This is a genomic window from Sphingomonas sp. ABOLE (assembly GCF_003950455.1).
GTDB classification, from domain to species: Bacteria; Pseudomonadota; Alphaproteobacteria; order Sphingomonadales; family Sphingomonadaceae; genus Sphingomonas; species Sphingomonas trueperi.
Window position 1 is genome coordinate 101,619 of the sequence record NZ_QQWY01000009.1, and the last position, 16,982, is coordinate 118,600.

A 16,982-nucleotide genomic window follows, 5' to 3' on the forward strand; every position below is an offset into this window, starting at 1 on the left:
CTGGGCCCCCGCTTTCGCGGGGGCACAAGGTCTATCAGAGGTCGATCAGCAGACGGGTCGGATCCTCGATCGCGTTCTTGATCGCGACGAGGAAGGTCACCGCCTCGCGGCCGTCGATCAGGCGGTGGTCGTAGCTGAGCGCCAGATACATCATCGGGCGAACGACGACCTGGCCGTCACGGACGACCGGGCGCTCCTCAATGCGGTGCAGGCCCAGCACGGCCGACTGCGGCGGGTTGATGATCGGGGTCGACATCAGCGAGCCGAACACACCGCCGTTCGAGATGGTGAAGGTCCCGCCCTTCATCTCGTCCATCTTGAGCGAGCCGTCCTTGGCGCGCTTGCCGAAGTCGCCGATCGTGCGCTCGATGCCGGCGACCGACAGGTCCTGCGCGTCGCGGATCACCGGCACGACCAGGCCCTGCGGGGCCGAGACCGCGACCGAGATGTCGCAATAATCGTGATAGACGATCTCGTCGCCCTCGATCGAGCCGTTGACGCCGGGAATGTCCTTCAGCGCCATGCAGGCGGCCTTCACGAAGAAGCCCATGAAGCCGAGGCGGACGCCGTGCTTCTTCTCGAACAGGTCCTTGTACTTGGCGCGTGCTTCGATCACCGCGGTCATGTCCACGTCGTTGAACGTGGTGAGCATCGCGGCGGTGTTCTGCGCTTCCTTGAGGCGCTTGGCAACGGTCTGGCGCAGGCGGGTCATCCGCACGCGCTCTTCCTTGCGACCGCCGGTCGAAGCCGGGGCAGCGGCGGGAGCAGGCGCAGCGGCCGGCGCCGCAGCGGCAGGCTTGCTGCTGGCGGCGGCGATCACGTCGTCCTTGGTCAGGCGGCCGTCCTTGCCGGTGCCCTGCACGGTCGAGGGATCGACGCCGGTTTCGAGCACCGCACGGCGCACCGACGGCGACAGCGCAGCGGCATCGGCCGAGGGGGCCGGGGCAGCGGCGGGCGCCGGGGCAGGCGTTGCAGCCGGGGCAGCGGCGGCGGGAGCCGCAGCCGGAGCGGCGGCCGCACCTTCACCCGCGATGATCGCGATCACCGCACCCACTTCGACGGTATCGCCGACCTTGACGATCTGCTCGCCCATCACGCCGGCGACCGGCGAGGGGACTTCGACCGAGACCTTGTCGGTCTCGAGGCTGGCGATCGGCTCGTCGACGCGGACGGGATCGCCCGGATTCTTCAGCCATTCACCGACGGTAGCTTCGGTGATCGATTCGCCCAGTACGGGGACTTTGACTTCGGTGGCCATTCTCAACCTTTCCGGGTGCGGCGGATTTCATCGCGGACATTATGGCCGAGCGCGTCGGCAACGAGCGCGCCCTGCTCTGCGGTGTGGCGCTTCATCAGGCCGGTGGCGGGCGAGGCCGCCGCGGCGCGACCGGCATAGCGCGGACGCTGTACCTTGGTGCCGGCATCGATCAGGCACTGCTCGATCAGCGGCTCGACGAAGAACCAGTAGCCGTTGTTCTTCGGCTCTTCCTGCGCCCACACCACCTCTTCGAGGTTGGTCATGCGCTTCAGCCGCTCGGTCAGCGGCTCGCCAGGGAACGGGTAGAGCTGCTCGATCCGGACGATCGCAGTGTTCTTGTCGCCCGCTGCGTCACGTGCCTCGATCAGATCGTAGGCGACCTTGCCGGTGCAGAGGACGAGGCGCTTCACCTCGGTATCCGCCGGCGCGCTCGGGTCCGACAGGATCCGCTTGAAGTGGCTGTCGCCCAGGAACTCCTCGGCGCTGGAGACCGCCAGCTTGTGGCGGAGCAGCGACTTCGGCGTGAACTGGATCAGCGGCTTGCGGAAGTTGCGGTGCATCTGCCGGCGCAGCAGGTGGAAATAGTTCGCCGGCGTGGTGATGTTCACCACCTGCATGTTGTCCTGCGCGCAGAGCTGGAGGAAGCGCTCCGGACGCGCCGAGCTGTGCTCGGGGCCCTGGCCTTCATAGCCGTGCGGCAGCAGCATCACCAGGCCGTTGGCCCGGAGCCACTTGGACTCGCCCGACGCGATGAACTGGTCGATCATGATCTGCGCGCCGTTCACGAAGTCGCCGAACTGCGCTTCCCACAGCACCAGCGCCTTCGGATCGGCCAGCGCATAGCCGTATTCGAAGCCGAGCACGCCATATTCGCTGAGCGGCGAATCGAGCACCTCGAAGCTGCCGTGCGGCACCGTGGTGAGCGGCACATACTTGGCCTCGGTCTTCTGGTCGACCCAGACGGCATGGCGCTGCGAGAAGGTGCCGCGGCCCGAATCCTGGCCGGACAGGCGCACCGCATAGCCTTCCGAGAGCAGCGAGCCGAAGGCCAGCGCCTCGCCGGTCGCCCAATCGAAATTGGTGCCCGACTTGAACATCTCGCGCTTGGCATCGAGCACGCGGCCGAGGGTCTTGTGGATCTCGAGATCCTCGGGGACCGTGGTCAGCGTGCGGCCGAGGCTGTCGAACAGCTTCTTCTCGATGCCGGTCTCGACGTTGCGGCGCGAGCCCTCGCCGTCCGACGGCGCGCCCAGGCCCGACCAGCGGCCGGCGAACCAGTCCGCCTTGTTCGGCAGATAGGTCTTGCCCGCCTCGAACTCGCCTTCGAGCAGCGTGGTGAACTGGTGGGTCTTCTCGTCGATGAAGCCCTGGTCGACCACGCCCTCGGCGATCAGCTTCTGGCCATAGATGCTGCTCACACCCGGGTGCTGGCGGATCTTCTGGTACATCAGCGGCTGGGTGAAGCCGGGCTCGTCGCCTTCATTGTGGCCGAAGCGGCGATAGCACCACATGTCGATCACGATGTCGCGGTGGAATTCCTGGCGGAACTCGATCGCCACCTTGCAGGCGAAGGTCACGGCTTCGGGATCGTCGCCGTTGACGTGCAGGATCGGCGCCTGGACGCCCTTGGCGACGTCCGACGGATAGGGCGAGGAGCGCGCGAACTGCGGGCTCGTCGTGAAGCCGACCTGGTTGTTGATGACGAAGTGGATGCAGCCGCCGGTGTTGTAGCCGCGGATGCCGGAGAAGCCGAGCGTCTCCCACACGATGCCCTGGCCGGCGAACGCCGCGTCGCCGTGGATCAGCACCGGCAGCACCTGCTCGTGCTTTTCCAGGTCGCCGCGGATGGTCTGCAGCGCGCGGGCCTTGCCGAGCACGACCGGATCGGCCGCCTCGAGGTGCGACGGGTTGGCGACCAGCGACATATGGACGCTGATGCCGTCGAACTGGCGATCGGTGGAGGTGCCGAGGTGATACTTCACGTCGCCCGAACCGGCGACGTCGTCCGGGTTGGCCGAACCGCCGCCAAACTCATGGAAGATCACCCGGAACGGCTTTTCCATGACGTTGGCGAGCATGTTCAGGCGGCCGCGATGGGCCATGCCGTACACGATCTCGCGGACGCCCTGCTGGCCGCCGTACTTGATGATCGCTTCCATCGCCGGGATCATCGATTCGCCGCCGTCGAGGCCGAACCGCTTGGTGCCGACATATTTCTTGCCGAGGAACTTTTCCCACTGCTCGGCTTCGATCACCTTGGACAGGATCGCCTTCTTGCCGTCGGGCGTGAAGGTGATCGCCTTGTCCTTGCCTTCCATCCGGTCCTGGAGGAAGCGGCGCTCCTCCACGTCCGCGATGTGCATATATTCGAGGCCGACATTACCGCAGTAATTGGCCTGGAGGATCGCGACGATCTCGCGCACCGTGGCGTGCTGCAGGCCGAGCGCGCCGCCGAGATAGATCGGGCGATCGAGATCGGCGCCCGAGAAGCCGTGATATTCCGGCGTCAGGTCGGCGGGCAGGTTTTGGCGGGCGAGGCCGAGCGGGTCGAGATTGGCGGCGAGATGGCCGCGCACCCGGTAGGTGCGGATCAGCATCATCGCGCGGATCGAATCTTCCGCGGCCTTGGTCACGTCCGCCGTCGAGGCGGCGGGAGCGGCCGGCTTGGCCGGCGCGCCGCCCTTGGCGGGCTTCGGCGCGGGCTCCATCTGGGTGGGGTCGAGCCCGGCCGTCAGCGCGTCGGTTTCGGTCAGCGGCCAGTTGGTCCGCTGCCAGCTGGGGCCCGAGGCGGTCGATTCGAGACCCTCGAACCAGGTCCGCCAGCTGGGTTCCACCGAAGCCGGATCGCTCTTGTAGCGCCGGTACAAAGTCTCGACGAAGCCGGGGCTCACACCGCCGGCGATGTCGTCGAAGTCGAGGCCTTCATAGCCCATGATCATGCTTCCGTTCGTGTTAGCGCTCCCATTCCCACCTATATAGGAGCGCTACCGTTGCAGTTTAGCCCTTCAGCGCTTCCAGCAGCGTCTCGCCGAGCAGCGAGGGGCTGGGGGAGACGCGGATGCCGGCGGCTTCCATCGCCGCGATCTTGTCCTCGGCGCCGCCCTGGCCGCCCGAGACGATCGCTCCGGCATGGCCCATGCGGCGGCCCGGAGGCGCGGTGCGACCCGCGATGAAGCCGGCCATCGGCTTCTTGCGGCCACGCTTGGCCTCGTCGATCAGGAACTGGGCCGCTTCTTCTTCCGCCGAGCCGCCGATCTCGCCGATCATGATGATCGACTGGGTAGCGTCGTCGGCGAGGAACAGCTCGAGCACGTCGATGAAGTTGGTGCCATTGACCGGGTCACCGCCGATGCCGACGGCCGTGGTCTGGCCCAGGCCGGCGTTGGTGGTCTGGAACACCGCCTCATAGGTGAGGGTGCCCGAGCGCGACACGACGCCCACCGAGCCCTTGGAGAAGATCGAGCCCGGCATGATGCCGATCTTGCACTCGCCCGGCGTCAGCACGCCCGGGCAGTTCGGGCCGATCAGGCGCGACTTGGAGCCGGAGAGCGCGCGCTTCACCTTGACCATGTCGAGCACCGGAATGCCCTCGGTGATCGCGACGATCAGCGGGATCTCGGCATCGATCGCCTCGAGGATCGAATCCGCCGCGAAGGGGGGCGGCACGTAGATCACGCTGGCGTCGGCGCCGGTCTTGTCCTTGGCTTCGGCGACCGTGTCGTACACGGGCAGGCCGATATGCGTGCTACCGCCCTTGCCGGGGGTGACGCCGCCGACCATCTGCGTGCCATAGGCAAGCGCCTGCTCGGTGTGGAACGTGCCGGTGGCACCGGTCATCCCCTGGACGATGACCTTGGTGTTCTTGTCGACGAGGATGCTCATTCAGTTCGCCTTTTCCGGGTCGCTGGGAGGGGTAAAGGAGCGCAGCGCAATCCAGCCGCCGAACGTGGCGAGCGAATATTGCGTCGTTCCGAACGAAGCGGCCGTGAAGGTCGCGCGGTCGGGCTTGGATTCGGGGCGCGCATAGAGCGGCACCTTTTCCTCGCTCGGCAGCACGATCTTGCGGGCCGCGAGATAATCGTCGCCGCCGCCGATCCACAGGACCATGCAGGACTCGGCGAGGGTGCCCGTGCCGGTGCCGGCCTTGGGTACGAACAGATAGATGTTGCCGCCGGCGATGCGATAGATGCTGTTGGGCACCGCGGCCGGTTCGGGCGCGGGCGCCTTCAGCGCATCGGCGGCATTGGCGGTCGAGGCAGCGCCGATGCCGATCGCGCGCTGCGCGGGCAGCGGCAGCGTCGCATAGGTCGCCGCTTCGGACATGCCGCGAGTCAACCGGGCGCTGCCGCCCATGCACACGGCACGGAACAGCGCCACCGGCTCGGTCGGTGCCGTGGCGATCGCTTCCTGTGCGGAAGCGACGCCCGGCACCGCGACGAGCGTGGGCAGGATCAGGCGAGCGAGGAGTCGATCGACTTGCATGCCGCGACCAGTTCCTTGACCGCGTCGACCGAAACGTCGAAATTCTGCTTCGCCGTGGCGTTCAGTTCGATCTCGACGATGCGCTCGACGCCGTCCTTGCCGATCACGATCGGCACGCCGACGTACAGGTCATCGACGCCGTACTGGCCGGTGAGGTGCGCGGCGCAGGGAAGCAGGCGCTTCTTGTCCTTCAGATAGCTCTCGGCCATCGCGATCGCGCTGGTGGCCGGGGCATAGAAGGCCGAGCCGGTCTTGAGCAGGCCGACGATCTCGCCGCCGCCCGAACGGGTGCGCGCGACGATGGCGTCGATGCGCTCCTGGGTGGACCAGCCCATCTTGATCAGGTCGGGCACCGGGATGCCGGCGACGGTCGAATATTCGATCACCGGGACCATGGTGTCGCCGTGGCCGCCGAGCACGAAAGCGGTGACGTCCTCGACCGAGACGTTGAACTCTTCGGCGAGGAAGTGGCGGAAGCGTGCCGAATCGAGCACGCCGGCCATGCCGACGACCTTCTGGTGCGGCAGGCCCGAGAACTCGCGGAGTGCCCATACCATCGCGTCGAGCGGGTTGGTGATGCAGATCACGAACGCGTCCGGCGCGTGCGCGGCGATGCCTTCGCCCACGGCCTTCATCACGCCCAGATTGGTCTTGAGCAGGTCGTCGCGGCTCATGCCCGGCTTGCGCGGGATGCCGGCGGTGACGATGCAGACGTCGGCGCCCGCGATGTCCTCATAGCTGTTGGCGCCCTTGAGGTTGGCGTCGAAGCCTTCGACCGGGCCGGACTGCGCGATGTCGAGCGCCTTGCCCTGCGGGGTGCCTTCAGCGATGTCGAAAAGGACGATGTCGCCCAGTTCCTTGATGGCGGCGAGGTGCGCGAGCGTACCGCCAATCATGCCGGAGCCGATCAGCGCGATCTTCTTGCGGGCCATGGAATCTCCTTGGTTGGTTCCAAGCAAAGCGGTCGCGTGAACATGCGCCGCGAAAGCGAGGGCGGGATAGGCCTATAATAGCGAGGCTGCAACCCGGGATTCGGCTTAGGCGCAGGAATATCTTTGCAAATGGTTCGCAAGTGCAATAGTGAGCGATTGCGGCGGATTTGCGTGGGTCCGGCGCGTGGGGGTGCCGGCGCGGCGCAACCGCTGCCCGCGACCGACTAGGCCGCGCGGGGCTTCCAGGTAAGTACGCGCCAGATATAGAAGATCAGCATGGCCACCACGCCGATGACGATCGCCGGGGTGACGAACCGGTCGATCTCGGCAACGGCGGCCCCGAGGCCATAGCCCACGCCGACCAGCGCCGCGTTCCACAAGGCGCTGCCCGCGGCGGTGTAGAGACAGAATTTCCAGAAGGGCATGTGCATCAGCCCCGCAGGCAACGAAATGATCGTGCGGCCGAAGGGCATGAAGCGGAACACGAAGATCGTCGGGCCACCCCAGCGATCGAAATAGCCCTTGAAGCGCTCGACGTCGTGCCACTCGACCGTGAGCCAGCGGCCCCAGCGCGCGACGAAGGGCTGCAGCCGCTCATAGCCGAGCCGCCGCCCGATCTCCCACCAGAAGAGATTGCCGAGCACCGTGCCGAGCGTGCCTATCAGCACCAGCAGTACGGGATCGAAATGCCCGCGCGCCGCGCCGATGCCGGCCATCCCCATGATTGCCTCGGACGGGACCGGGGGAATCACGTTTTCCAGCACCATCAGCAGGAAGATGCCCCAATAGCCCCAGCCGAGGACCATGCCCATCGCTTCAGGCCCCGTTCAGGCGCGTGCGGCCACCCGGGCCTCGATCGCATCCCAGATCATGCCCGCCGTGTCGGTGCCGTTGAACCGGTCGATCGCGACGATGCCGGTGGGCGAGGTGACGTTGATTTCGGTCAGCCATTGCCCCCCGATAACGTCGATGCCGACGAAAAGGAGCCCGCGCTTCTTGAGTTCAGGCCCCAGCACGGCGCAGATTTCCTTCTCCTTGTCGGTCAGCTCGGTCTTCGCCGCCGATCCGCCGACCGCAAGGTTGGAGCGGATCTCGCCTTCGCCGGGCAGGCGGTTGATCGCGCCGGCCACCTCGCCGTCGACCAGCACGATGCGCTTGTCGCCCTTGGCGATGTCGGGGAGGAAGGCCTGCACCATGTGCGGCTCGCGATAGGCGGTGTTGAACACCTCGATCAGCGAGGAGAGGTTGGCGCCGTCGCGGCCGATCTTGAAGATCGCCTTGCCCCCATTGCCGTGCAGCGGCTTGACGACGATTTCGCCGTGCTCAGCGAGGAACGCCCTGGCCTCGTCGACCGAGCGAGTGACGAGCGTCGGCGGCATGAACTGGGCGAAATCGAGCACCCATACCTTTTCGGGCGCGTTGCGGACCTGGGCGGGGTCGTTCACCACCAGGGTGCGATCGGCGATGCGCTCGAGCAGGTGGGTCGCGGTGATATAGCCGAGGTCGAAGGGCGGGTCCTGGCGCATCAGCACCACGTCGGCCTCGTCGCCGAGATCGAGCTGCACCGGATCGGCGAAGCTGAAGTGGTTGCCCGCCACCCGCTGCACCGTCACCGGATGCGCCTTGGTCCAGACGCGGCCGGCGCTGTAGTTCAGGTCTTCGGGGGCATAATGGAACAGCCGGTGGCCGCGCGCCTGGGCGGAGAGCATCAGCGCGAAGGTCGAGTCGCCTGCGATGTTGATCGAATCGAGCGGGTCCATCTGCACGGCGACGGTAAGCATGCGGCCTCCTTGGGTGTCTTGCCGGGCTAGGTCACCCGATCCAGGCGTTCTCGATATGGCGAGGCAGCGTCCGCGGGGCAATGAGGATCACGTCGACGCGGATATCGTCGCCTGGGCCCGCATAGCGCGGTATCAGCAATTCCGCCGCGGCGGCGACGCGGGCGAGGCGCCTTTCGTCGATCGCATAGTCGAGTTCGGCGGCGGACTTGCGCGTCTTCACCTCGACGAACGCGACGAGGCTGCCGCGCCGTGCCACGATGTCGACTTCGCCCGCGGGCGTGCGCACCCGCTGGTCGAGGATCCGCCAGCCGCGCAGCCATAGCCACCAGGCGGCACGGCGCTCGCCGTCGCGACCGCGCAGCTCGGCGGCGCGGCGGTCCCTCACCCCTTCAATTCCATCGCGCGGGCGTAGAGCGCCTTGCGGTCCAGCCCCAGCTTCTTGGCGACTTCGCCCGCCGCCTTGGAGGCAGGGAGGCGGGTCAGCGCCTCCACCAGCGCGGCCTCGCCATCCTCGAGCGTGGCGGGCGAGGCTTCGCCGGGCGGGCCGACGATGATGACGATCTCGCCCTTGGGCGGCGCCTCGGCATAGCGCGCGGCGAGGGTGGAGAGGGTGCCGGTCACGCACTCCTCGAACTTCTTGGTGATCTCGCGCGCGACGCCCGCCTCGCGGTCGCCAAGGCCCTCGGCAAGCGCCGACAGGCAGGCGGACAGGCGCGGGCCCGATTCGTACAGCACCAACGTCGCCTTGATCGCCGCCACTTCCGCGATGGCCTCCGCCCGCGCATGTGCCTTGCTGGGCAGGAAGCCGAGAAAAAAGAAGCGGTCGGTCGGCAGCCCCGCGAGCGTCAGCGCGGCGATCGCGGCGCAGGGGCCGGGGATCGTCACCACGGTGTGGCCGGCCGCGCGGGCGTCGCGGACCAGCTTGTAGCCGGGATCGGAGATCAGCGGCGTGCCCGCATCCGAGACCAGCGCCACCGCCTCGCTCCCCATCCGCGCGATCAGGCCGGGGCGCACCGCATCGGCATTATGGTCGTGATAGGGCTGCATCGGCCGCTTCACCCCGATATGGCGGAGCAGCCCGGCGGTCACCCGGCTGTCTTCCACTGCAACCACATCGGCCTGCGAGAGTATCATGCTGGCGCGCGGCGACAGGTCACCGAGATTGCCGATCGGAGTGGCGACGATATAGAGGCCGGGCGCAAGCGTGTTTTCCATCGGGGAGTGTCATGGCAGAGGGCAGCGGCAAATCGCAACCGGGACGCACCGCGTCCCTTCGTTTGGCCGTGACCGGTCTGGCATTTCTGGCAAGCGCCTGCGTCGCGCCGCGCGGTGGTCCGCCGACCGCGCCGACCGCGCCGGCCGAGCGCCCGGCCGAGCGCCCGAGCACCCCGATCCAGCAGGGACTGCCGCAGGACGTCGCGCGCCACCGCGTGGCGCTGCTGGTACCGCTGACCGGCACCAATGCCGGGCTCGGCCGCTCGCTGCAGAATGCGACGCAGCTGGCGATCCTCGACACCAACACCGATGCGATCCGCATCACCAGCTATGACACCGCGGGCCCCGGCGGGGCGATCGCCGCGGCCGAGCGCGCGGTGGCCGAAGGCAACAAGCTGATCCTCGGTCCGCTGCTCGGCGAGGATGCCCGCGCGGTGGCGCCGATTGCACGGCGGGCGCGGGTGCCGGTGCTCAGCTTCTCCAACGATGCCAGCGCGGCGGGGAACGGCGTCTACCTGCTCGGCTATTCGCCCACCCAGTCGATCGAGCGCGTTGTCGACTATGCCAAGGGCAACGGCATCACCCAGTTCGCCGGGCTGATCCCCTCAGGCGTCTATGGCCAGCGCAGCTCGACGGCCTTCCTCCGCGCGGTGGAGAGCGCCGGCGGCAAGGTGCTGGCGATGCAGAATTACGATGCGCGGCCGGGCTCGATGAACGCCGCGATCGCCAAGCTGTCGGGCGTGCCCTACCAGGCGATCCTGATTGCGGGCAGCGCTGGCTCGGCCACGCTGGCGGTGCCGGCGATCCGCCGCTCGGGCGCGGGCAAGGCGGCGCGCGTGCTCGGTACGGAATTGTGGAACACCGATTCGGCGATCGCCAGCCGGCCGGTGCTCAACGGCTCCTGGTTCGCCAGTGTACCCGACGGCGTCTACCGGCAATATGCGGTGAAGTACCGCAATCGCTTCGGCGCCGCACCCTACCGGCTTTCGGCGCTCGGCTATGACGCGGTGCTGCTGACCGTTCGCATCGCGCGCGACTGGAAGAACAACACCGACTTCCCCGCCTCGATGCTGGTCGACCATGATTTCGGCGGTGTCGACGGCGCCTTCCGCTTCGGCCGCGACGGCATCGCCGCGCGCGCGCTGGAGGTGCAGGAAGTACGCGACGGCTCTATCGTCACCGTGTCGGCGGCGCCGGCCAGCGCGCAGTAAGAAGGCCGACGTCCGAAGTCGTCATCCCGGCGGAAGCCGGGATCCATTCGCCACTCCGTATCGGCAAGAGCTCGACGGTGACCCCAATGGATCCCGGCTTTCGCCGGGACGACGGTTTTTCGGTTCAGGCGACGATCTCGCGCAGGATCGCTTCTAGCACGGGCATGCCCGCCTCGGTGACCCGCAGTCGGTTTCCCTCGCGCTCGGCAAGCCCTTGCTGCACGATACGATCGAGCGCCCTAGCATCGATCGGCGGTGCGCCATCGGCAAGCGCCGCGATGCGATCCAGGTCGATACCCTCGCCGATCCGCAGCCCCATCAGCAGCGCCTCGATCGCGCGATCGGCGGGATCGAGCCGGTCCTCGCGCTCCATGCCATTGCCGTTGCGGTCCAGTGCCGCCAGCCAGTTCTCCGGCTTCTTGTAGCGCAGCGTTGCCAGCCCGCCGCGCCGGCCATGCGCACCCGGGCCCACGCCCGCATAGTCGCGGTAGCGCCAATAGGTGAGGTTGTGCCGGCTCTCGGCGCCCGGCCGGGCATGGTTGGAAATCTCATAGGCCGGCAGCCCCGCCGCGGCGGTGATCGCGCGCGTCATCTCGAACAGGTCCGCGCCCATATCGGCATCGGGGATGGTAAGCTGGCCCTTGGCCGCCAGCGTCGCGAAGCGCGTGCCCGGCTCGATGGCCAGCTGGTAGAGCGAGAGATGCTCGGTGCCGAAGCCGATCGCGCGGCGCAATTCCGCCTCCCAGGCCTCCAGCGACTGGCCGGGGCGGGCATAGATCAGGTCGAAGCTCACCCGGGCGAACGCGGCCTGCGCCGTCGCCAGCGCGGCCAGGCCTTCGTCGACGCCATGCGCGCGACCGAGAAAGACCAGCGCCTCATCGTCGAGCGCCTGCAGCCCCAGCGACACGCGGTTCACCCCGGCCCTGGCGATATCCGCGAACCGCGCGGCCTCCACCGAGGAGGGGTTCGCCTCCAGCGTGATCTCGATGCCGTCCTCGAACGTCCATGCCTTCGCCGCCGCATCGATGATCGCGGCGACCGTCTCCGGGGGCATCAGCGAGGGCGTGCCGCCACCGAAGAAGATCGACCCCAGCCGCCGCCCCGGCAGCACCGCCGCTTCATGGGCGAGGTCGGCCAGCAGCGCATCGCGCCACCGCGCCTGGTCGACGCTTTCGCGGACATGGCTGTTGAAGTCGCAATAGGGGCATTTGGACACGCAGAACGGCCAATGCACATAGAGTGCGAGCGGGGCGGAGGTGTCTGTCATGCGGCGAGAAATGGAGCGGGTAGCGGGAATCGAACCCGCGTATTCAGCTTGGAAGGCTGCTGCACTACCATTGTGCTATACCCGCCCGCTGCCGATGCGCCTGCCACAAGCAGGGGCGTGCGGTCAACCGCCCGTGCTTCCTGCAGGCCCTTGCGCGTTCACCGGCTGGGGCCCTTGCCGTGTCACCTCCAGCTGCGAATCGCCGCCGAGTGCGCGGTAGAGGTTCACGCGGTTGGTCGCGGCGGTGAACTGCACCGTCACCAGCTGCTGCTGCGCCGCATAGAGCGAGCGCTGCGAGACCAGGCTCTGCAGGAAGGTGTCGATGCCGCCGCGATAGCGCGCCTCGCTCAGCCGATAGGTGTCGGCCGCCGCCTCTTCCTGCAGCTGAGTCGCGCGGAGCTGGGCATCGATCGTGCCGCGCACCGCCAGCGCATTGGCGACGTCGCGAAAGGCGGTCTGGATCGCGCGCTCGTAATTGGCGAGCTGCGCCTGCTGCTGCGCTTCGGTCAGCCGCACATTGGCGCGTGCCGCGCCGCCGCGGAAGATCGAATAGCTGCCAGTGCCGCCCGCCTGCCAGGTGAAGGCGTCGCCGTCGAACAGGCTGGATAGCGCGGTGCTGGCGAAGCCGAGCACGGTGGTGAGGCTGATCCGCGGGAACAGCGCCGCCCGCGCCGCGCCGATCTGGGCATTGGCGGCGCGCAGCTGATATTCGGCCTGCACCACGTCCGGCCGGCGCAGCAGGATGCTCGAATCGAGCCCTGCCGGGACGGCGGCGATGGTCGGGGCCGCCTCTTCGATCGAGGCGGGGAGCAGCGCAGGGTCGATTTCGGAGCCGGCGAGCAGGCGCAGCGCATTGACGTCCTGCGCCAGCGCGCTGGTCTGGCGGGCGACGTCGTTCTGCGCCGTCGCGAGCGTCTGTTCGGCCTGGCGCAGGTCGGTGCGCGGGGCGACGCCGCCCTCGAGGCGCGCGCGGGTGAGGCGGACGCTGTCCTCGGCGCTCTTCGCGGTCTGCTGCGCGACGGCGAGCAGGCTCGCGTCCGAGGCATAGGTGAGCCAGGCGGTGGCGATGTCGCCGACCAAGGTCAGCCGGGTCGCGCGGGCGCCGGCTTCGGTGGCGAAATAGGTCTCCTGCTGCGCGCGGGTGAGCGAGGCGAGGCGGCCGAACAGGTCGAGCTCGAAGCCGGTGATGCCGGCTTGGGTCGAATAGTTGGTCCGCACGCCGCCGCCGACATTGCCGACGTTCCCGCCGGTGTTGCCCGTATTGCCCGTGTTCCCGGTGCCCAGGCCGTTGCCGACATTGGTCACGTTGCCGCGCCGCTCGGTGATGCCGAGGCTGGCGTCGACCTGGGGCAGCTGCGCGCCGCGCTGGATCTGGTACTGCGCGCGCGCCGCGGCGATGTTCGCCGCGGCCACGCGCAGGTCGCGATTGTTGACGAGCGCCTGCTCGATCAGCGTCTGCAGCCGTGCGTCGCGGAACACCTCGCGCCAGCTGAGCGCGGGCAGCGTCGCCTCGCTCTCGCGGAGGTAGGAATCGCCCACCGGCCAGCTCGGCGGCACCGGCGCGGCGGGACGCACGTCCTTCGGCGCCATCGAGCAGCCGGCGAGTGCTGCGGTGGTGAGGAGCGTCAGCGCGCGCTTCATGCCTTGGCCTCCGGGGTGTTGCGATGGCGGCGGTTGCGCAGCGCGGCGAGGCCGTCGCGCACGCCGCGGCGGACGAGCACGAAGAACAGCGGGATGTAGAAGATGGCGAGGATCGTCGCGGTCAGCATGCCGCCGATCACCGAAGTGCCGATCGCGATTCGGCTGTTGGCGCCCGCGCCGGTCGAGATTGCCAGCGGCAGCACGCCGAAGATGAAGGCGAGGCTGGTCATCAGGATCGGGCGGAGACGGATGCGGGCCGCTTCCAGCGCCGCCTCGATCACGCGCTTGCCCTGCTTCTCGGCCTGTTCGGCAAATTCGATCATCAGGATCGCGTTCTTGGCGGCGAGGCCCATGGTAGTGAGCAGGCCGATCTGCAGGTACACGTCGTTCTGCAGGCCGCGCAGCGTCACCGCGAAGATCGCGCCGACCAGGCCGAGCGGAATGACGAGCAGCACCGCGATCGGGATCGACCAGCTTTCGTACAGCGCCGCAAGGCAGAGGAACACGACGAGCAGCGACACGCCGTAGAGCAGCGGCGCCTGGCCTGAGGAGAGCCGCTCCTGATAGGACAGGCCCGCCCAGGCGATGCTGGTGCCGGGGATCTGCGCGGCGAGCTCGGCAATGCGCTTCATCGCCTCGCCCGAACTCTTGCCCGGGACGGCCTGGCCGCTGAACTCGAACGACTGGACGCCGTTGAACCGCGCCATCGAGGTCGGCGCCGTCGCCCAGCTGGTCGAGGAGAAGGAGGTGAAGGGCGCCATCTGGCCGTTGCTGCTGCGGACGAACCACTGCGCCAGGTCGCCGGGCTCCGAGCGATAGGGGGCGTCGCCCTGGACATAGACGCGCTTCACGCGACCGCGATCGATGAAGTCGTTGACGTAGCGGCCGCCCCAGGCGGTCGACAGCGTCGCGTTCACGTCGGTCTGGCTGAGGCCCAGCGTGGCGAGCTTCTGCTGGTCCAGATCAACCTTGAGCGTCGCCACGTCGGGAAGGTCGGTGAGGCGGACCTGCGCCAGCTCCGGATCGGCATTGGCCGCGGCGAGCAGCTTGTCGCGCGCGGCGACGAACTGCTCGCGGCTCATCCCGCTGGTGTTGAGCAGCTCCATGGTAAAGCCGGTCGACTGGCCGAGGCCGCGGATCGCCGGCGGCACCAGCGCGAAGACCTGTGCGTCGCGGAAGTTGCGGAAGGCGCCGGCCGCGCGGTTGACGATGCCGTCGGCGCTGTTTTCGGCGCCCTTGCGGTCCGACCAGTCGGTGAGATTGATGAAACCCTGGCCGGTATTCTGGCCATTGACCCCGCCGCCGCCGCCGCCGGAGACCGAGAACATCACGGACACGTTCTTGGCTTCCTTGGTCAGGAAGTATTTCTCCACCGCGAGCTGCACTTCCTTGGTGCGCGCCATGGTCGCGCCCGCGGGCAGACGGAACTGCACCGAGGCGGCGCCCTGGTCCTCGGTCGGCAGGAAGCCGGTGGGCAGGCGAACGAACATCAGCACGAGGATCGCGCAGACCGCGACATAGACGAGCACGAAGATCCACTTGCGATCGACCACCGCCTGCACGCCGCGGACATAGCGATCGACGCCGCGATCGAAGCCGTTGTTGAACTTGGTCTTGGCGGCGGTCAGCCCGCGTCCGACCCAGGGGAAGCGACGCCCCATCCAGGTGTCCTCGGGGTTCTTTTCCTGGTTCTTCTGCTTGAGCAGCGTGGCGGTGAGCGCGGGGCTCAGCACCAGCGCGACGAGCACCGAGAGGACCATGGCGGACACGATCGTCACCGAGAACTGGCGGTAGATCACGCCGGTCGAGCCGCCGAAGAACGCCATCGGCAGGAACACGGCCGAGAGCACCAGCGCGATCGCGACCAGCGCCACCTGGATCTCGTCCATCGAGCGGATCGTCGCCTCGCGCGGCGTCATGTCCGGATTCTCTTCCATCAGCCGCTCGACATTCTCGACGACGACGATCGCGTCGTCGACGAGCAGGCCGATGGCGAGGACGAGCCCGAACAGGGTGAGCGTGTTGATCGAGAAGCCGAGCGCGTAGAACACGCCGAAGGTGCCGAGCAACACCACCGGCACCGCAATTGCCGGGATCAGCGTCGCGCGCCAGCTCTGCAGGAAGACGAACATCACGATGACGACGAGCACGATCGCTTCGAGCAGCGTCTTCACCACTTCTTCGATCGAAAGCTTGATGAAGCCGGTGGTGTCGTTGGCATAGGCGTATTTGAAGCCCGGCGGGAAGCCCTTGGCGGCGGCCTCGACCTGGGCCTTCACCAGATCGGCGGTCTTGAGCGCGTCGGCGCCCGGCGACAGCGAGATGGCGAGGCCGGCGCCGGGATGGCCGTTGATCCGGCTGGAGGAGTTGTAATTGTCCGAGCCGAGCTCGACCCGCGCGACGTCGCGCAGCTTCACCGCGGCGCCGGTCGAATCGGTCTTCACGATGATGTTGGCGAACTGCTCGGGCGTCTGCAGCCGCGACTGCGAGGTCACGGTCGCATTGAGCATCTGCTCGTCGGGCATCGGCTGGCCGCCGAGCTCGCCGGCGGCGATCTCGGTGTTCTGCGCCTGGATCGCGGTGATGATGTCCCCCGGGATCAGCCCGTAGCTGGCGAGCCGCGCAGGGTTGAGCCAGATGCGCATCGCATAGGGCGCACCGAACACGTTGGTGTCGCCGACGCCTTCGATGCGCGACAGCGGGTCCTGCAGGTTGGAGGCGAGCCAGTCCGAGACGTCGAGATTGGTCTTCTTGTCGGTCGAGTCATACACGCCGACGATCATCAGGAAGTCGGGGTTCGACTTGGTGACGGTCAGGCCCTGCTGCTGCACCTGGCTGGGCAGGCGGGACAGCGCCTGCTGCACCTTGTTCTGCACCTGCACCTGGGCGATGTCCGGGTTGGTGCCCTTCTCGAAGGTCGCCGAGATGGTCACTTGGCCGCGCGAGGTGGACGAGCTGCTGAAATAGAGCAGGCCGTCGATGCCGCTCAGCTGCTGCTCGATCACCTGGGTGACGCTGTTCTGCACCGTCTCCGCCGAGGCGCCGGGATAGGTGGCGCGGATATTGACCTGTGGCGGCGCGATGTCCGGATATTGCGCGATGGGCAGCGAGAAGATCGCCGCCAGGCCCATCAGCATCACGATGATGGCGAGCACCCAGGCGAAGATCGGCCGGTCGATGAAGATGCGCGACATG

13 protein-coding genes and 1 tRNA gene are annotated in these 16,982 nt (G+C 67.9%); 1 reads left to right on the forward strand and 13 read right to left on the reverse strand.

The annotated features are described in order from the left end of the window. Positions 1 to 34 precede the first annotated feature (34 nt). From odhB to rsmI, 9 genes are all read right to left on the reverse strand, one after another. A complete protein-coding gene (odhB, locus tag CA234_RS07810) occupies positions 35 to 1,258 on the reverse strand; it encodes a 2-oxoglutarate dehydrogenase complex dihydrolipoyllysine-residue succinyltransferase (RefSeq protein WP_126001300.1) in 1,224 nt (407 codons plus the stop codon). A gap of 2 nt (positions 1,259 to 1,260) precedes the next feature. Continuing rightward, the gene (locus CA234_RS07815; protein WP_206431123.1) at positions 1,261 to 4,191 is read right to left on the reverse strand and encodes a 2-oxoglutarate dehydrogenase E1 component; all 2,931 of its coding nucleotides are present in this window, start codon (positions 4,189 to 4,191) and stop codon (positions 1,261 to 1,263) included. A 64-nt stretch (positions 4,192 to 4,255) separates the two neighbouring features. Next, positions 4,256 to 5,140 carry a succinate--CoA ligase subunit alpha gene (sucD, locus tag CA234_RS07820; RefSeq protein WP_125975860.1) on the reverse strand — a complete coding sequence of 295 codons (885 nt, stop codon included), beginning with the start codon at positions 5,138 to 5,140 and terminating at the stop codon, positions 4,256 to 4,258. Continuing rightward, complete coding sequence (locus CA234_RS07825; protein ID WP_125975862.1) at positions 5,141 to 5,740, reverse strand: hypothetical protein; 600 nt, start codon at positions 5,738 to 5,740, stop codon at positions 5,141 to 5,143. After that, a complete protein-coding gene (gene mdh, locus CA234_RS07830) occupies positions 5,710 to 6,672 on the reverse strand; it encodes a malate dehydrogenase (RefSeq protein ID WP_125975864.1) in 963 nt (320 codons plus the stop codon). The genes CA234_RS07825 and mdh overlap by 31 nt, the downstream gene beginning before the upstream one ends. Positions 6,673 to 6,896: 224 nt before the next feature. Further along, the gene (locus tag CA234_RS07835; protein ID WP_125975866.1) at positions 6,897 to 7,484 is read right to left on the reverse strand and encodes a DedA family protein; all 588 of its coding nucleotides are present in this window, start codon (positions 7,482 to 7,484) and stop codon (positions 6,897 to 6,899) included. A gap of 15 nt (positions 7,485 to 7,499) precedes the next feature. Beyond that, positions 7,500 to 8,453, reverse strand: coding sequence for a glutathione synthase (gshB, locus tag CA234_RS07840; RefSeq protein ID WP_126001301.1), 954 nt, complete (start codon positions 8,451 to 8,453; stop codon positions 7,500 to 7,502). Between the two features lie 31 nt (positions 8,454 to 8,484). Beyond that, the gene (locus CA234_RS07845) at positions 8,485 to 8,838 is read right to left on the reverse strand and encodes a YraN family protein (RefSeq protein WP_125975870.1); all 354 of its coding nucleotides are present in this window, start codon (positions 8,836 to 8,838) and stop codon (positions 8,485 to 8,487) included. Next, entirely contained in the window at positions 8,835 to 9,668 is an 834-nt protein-coding gene (gene rsmI, locus CA234_RS07850; RefSeq protein ID WP_125975872.1) for a 16S rRNA (cytidine(1402)-2'-O)-methyltransferase, read from the reverse strand. The genes CA234_RS07845 and rsmI overlap by 4 nt, the downstream gene beginning before the upstream one ends. An 11-nt stretch (positions 9,669 to 9,679) precedes the next feature. Here rsmI and CA234_RS07855 point away from each other — a divergent pair, with 11 nt between their 5' ends. Further along, positions 9,680 to 10,879, forward strand: a complete 1,200-nt coding sequence (locus CA234_RS07855) for a penicillin-binding protein activator (protein ID WP_126001302.1) — start codon at positions 9,680 to 9,682, stop codon at positions 10,877 to 10,879. A gap of 124 nt (positions 10,880 to 11,003) precedes the next feature. Here CA234_RS07855 and hemW read toward each other — a convergent pair whose 3' ends face one another. From hemW to CA234_RS07875, 4 genes are all read right to left on the reverse strand, one after another. Continuing rightward, positions 11,004 to 12,146 (reverse strand): radical SAM family heme chaperone HemW, encoded by a 1,143-nt coding sequence (hemW, locus tag CA234_RS07860; protein ID WP_126001303.1) that lies wholly within the window; start codon positions 12,144 to 12,146, stop codon positions 11,004 to 11,006. A gap of 11 nt (positions 12,147 to 12,157) precedes the next feature. After that, positions 12,158 to 12,231 (reverse strand) — tRNA-Gly (locus CA234_RS07865). Between the two features lie 38 nt (positions 12,232 to 12,269). Continuing rightward, positions 12,270 to 13,787 carry an efflux transporter outer membrane subunit gene (locus CA234_RS07870; RefSeq protein ID WP_125975878.1) on the reverse strand — a complete coding sequence of 506 codons (1,518 nt, stop codon included), beginning with the start codon at positions 13,785 to 13,787 and terminating at the stop codon, positions 12,270 to 12,272. Then, the gene (locus tag CA234_RS07875) at positions 13,784 to 16,981 is read right to left on the reverse strand and encodes an efflux RND transporter permease subunit (protein ID WP_126001304.1); all 3,198 of its coding nucleotides are present in this window, start codon (positions 16,979 to 16,981) and stop codon (positions 13,784 to 13,786) included. The genes CA234_RS07870 and CA234_RS07875 overlap by 4 nt, the downstream gene beginning before the upstream one ends. Between the last annotated feature and the right edge of the window lies 1 nt (position 16,982).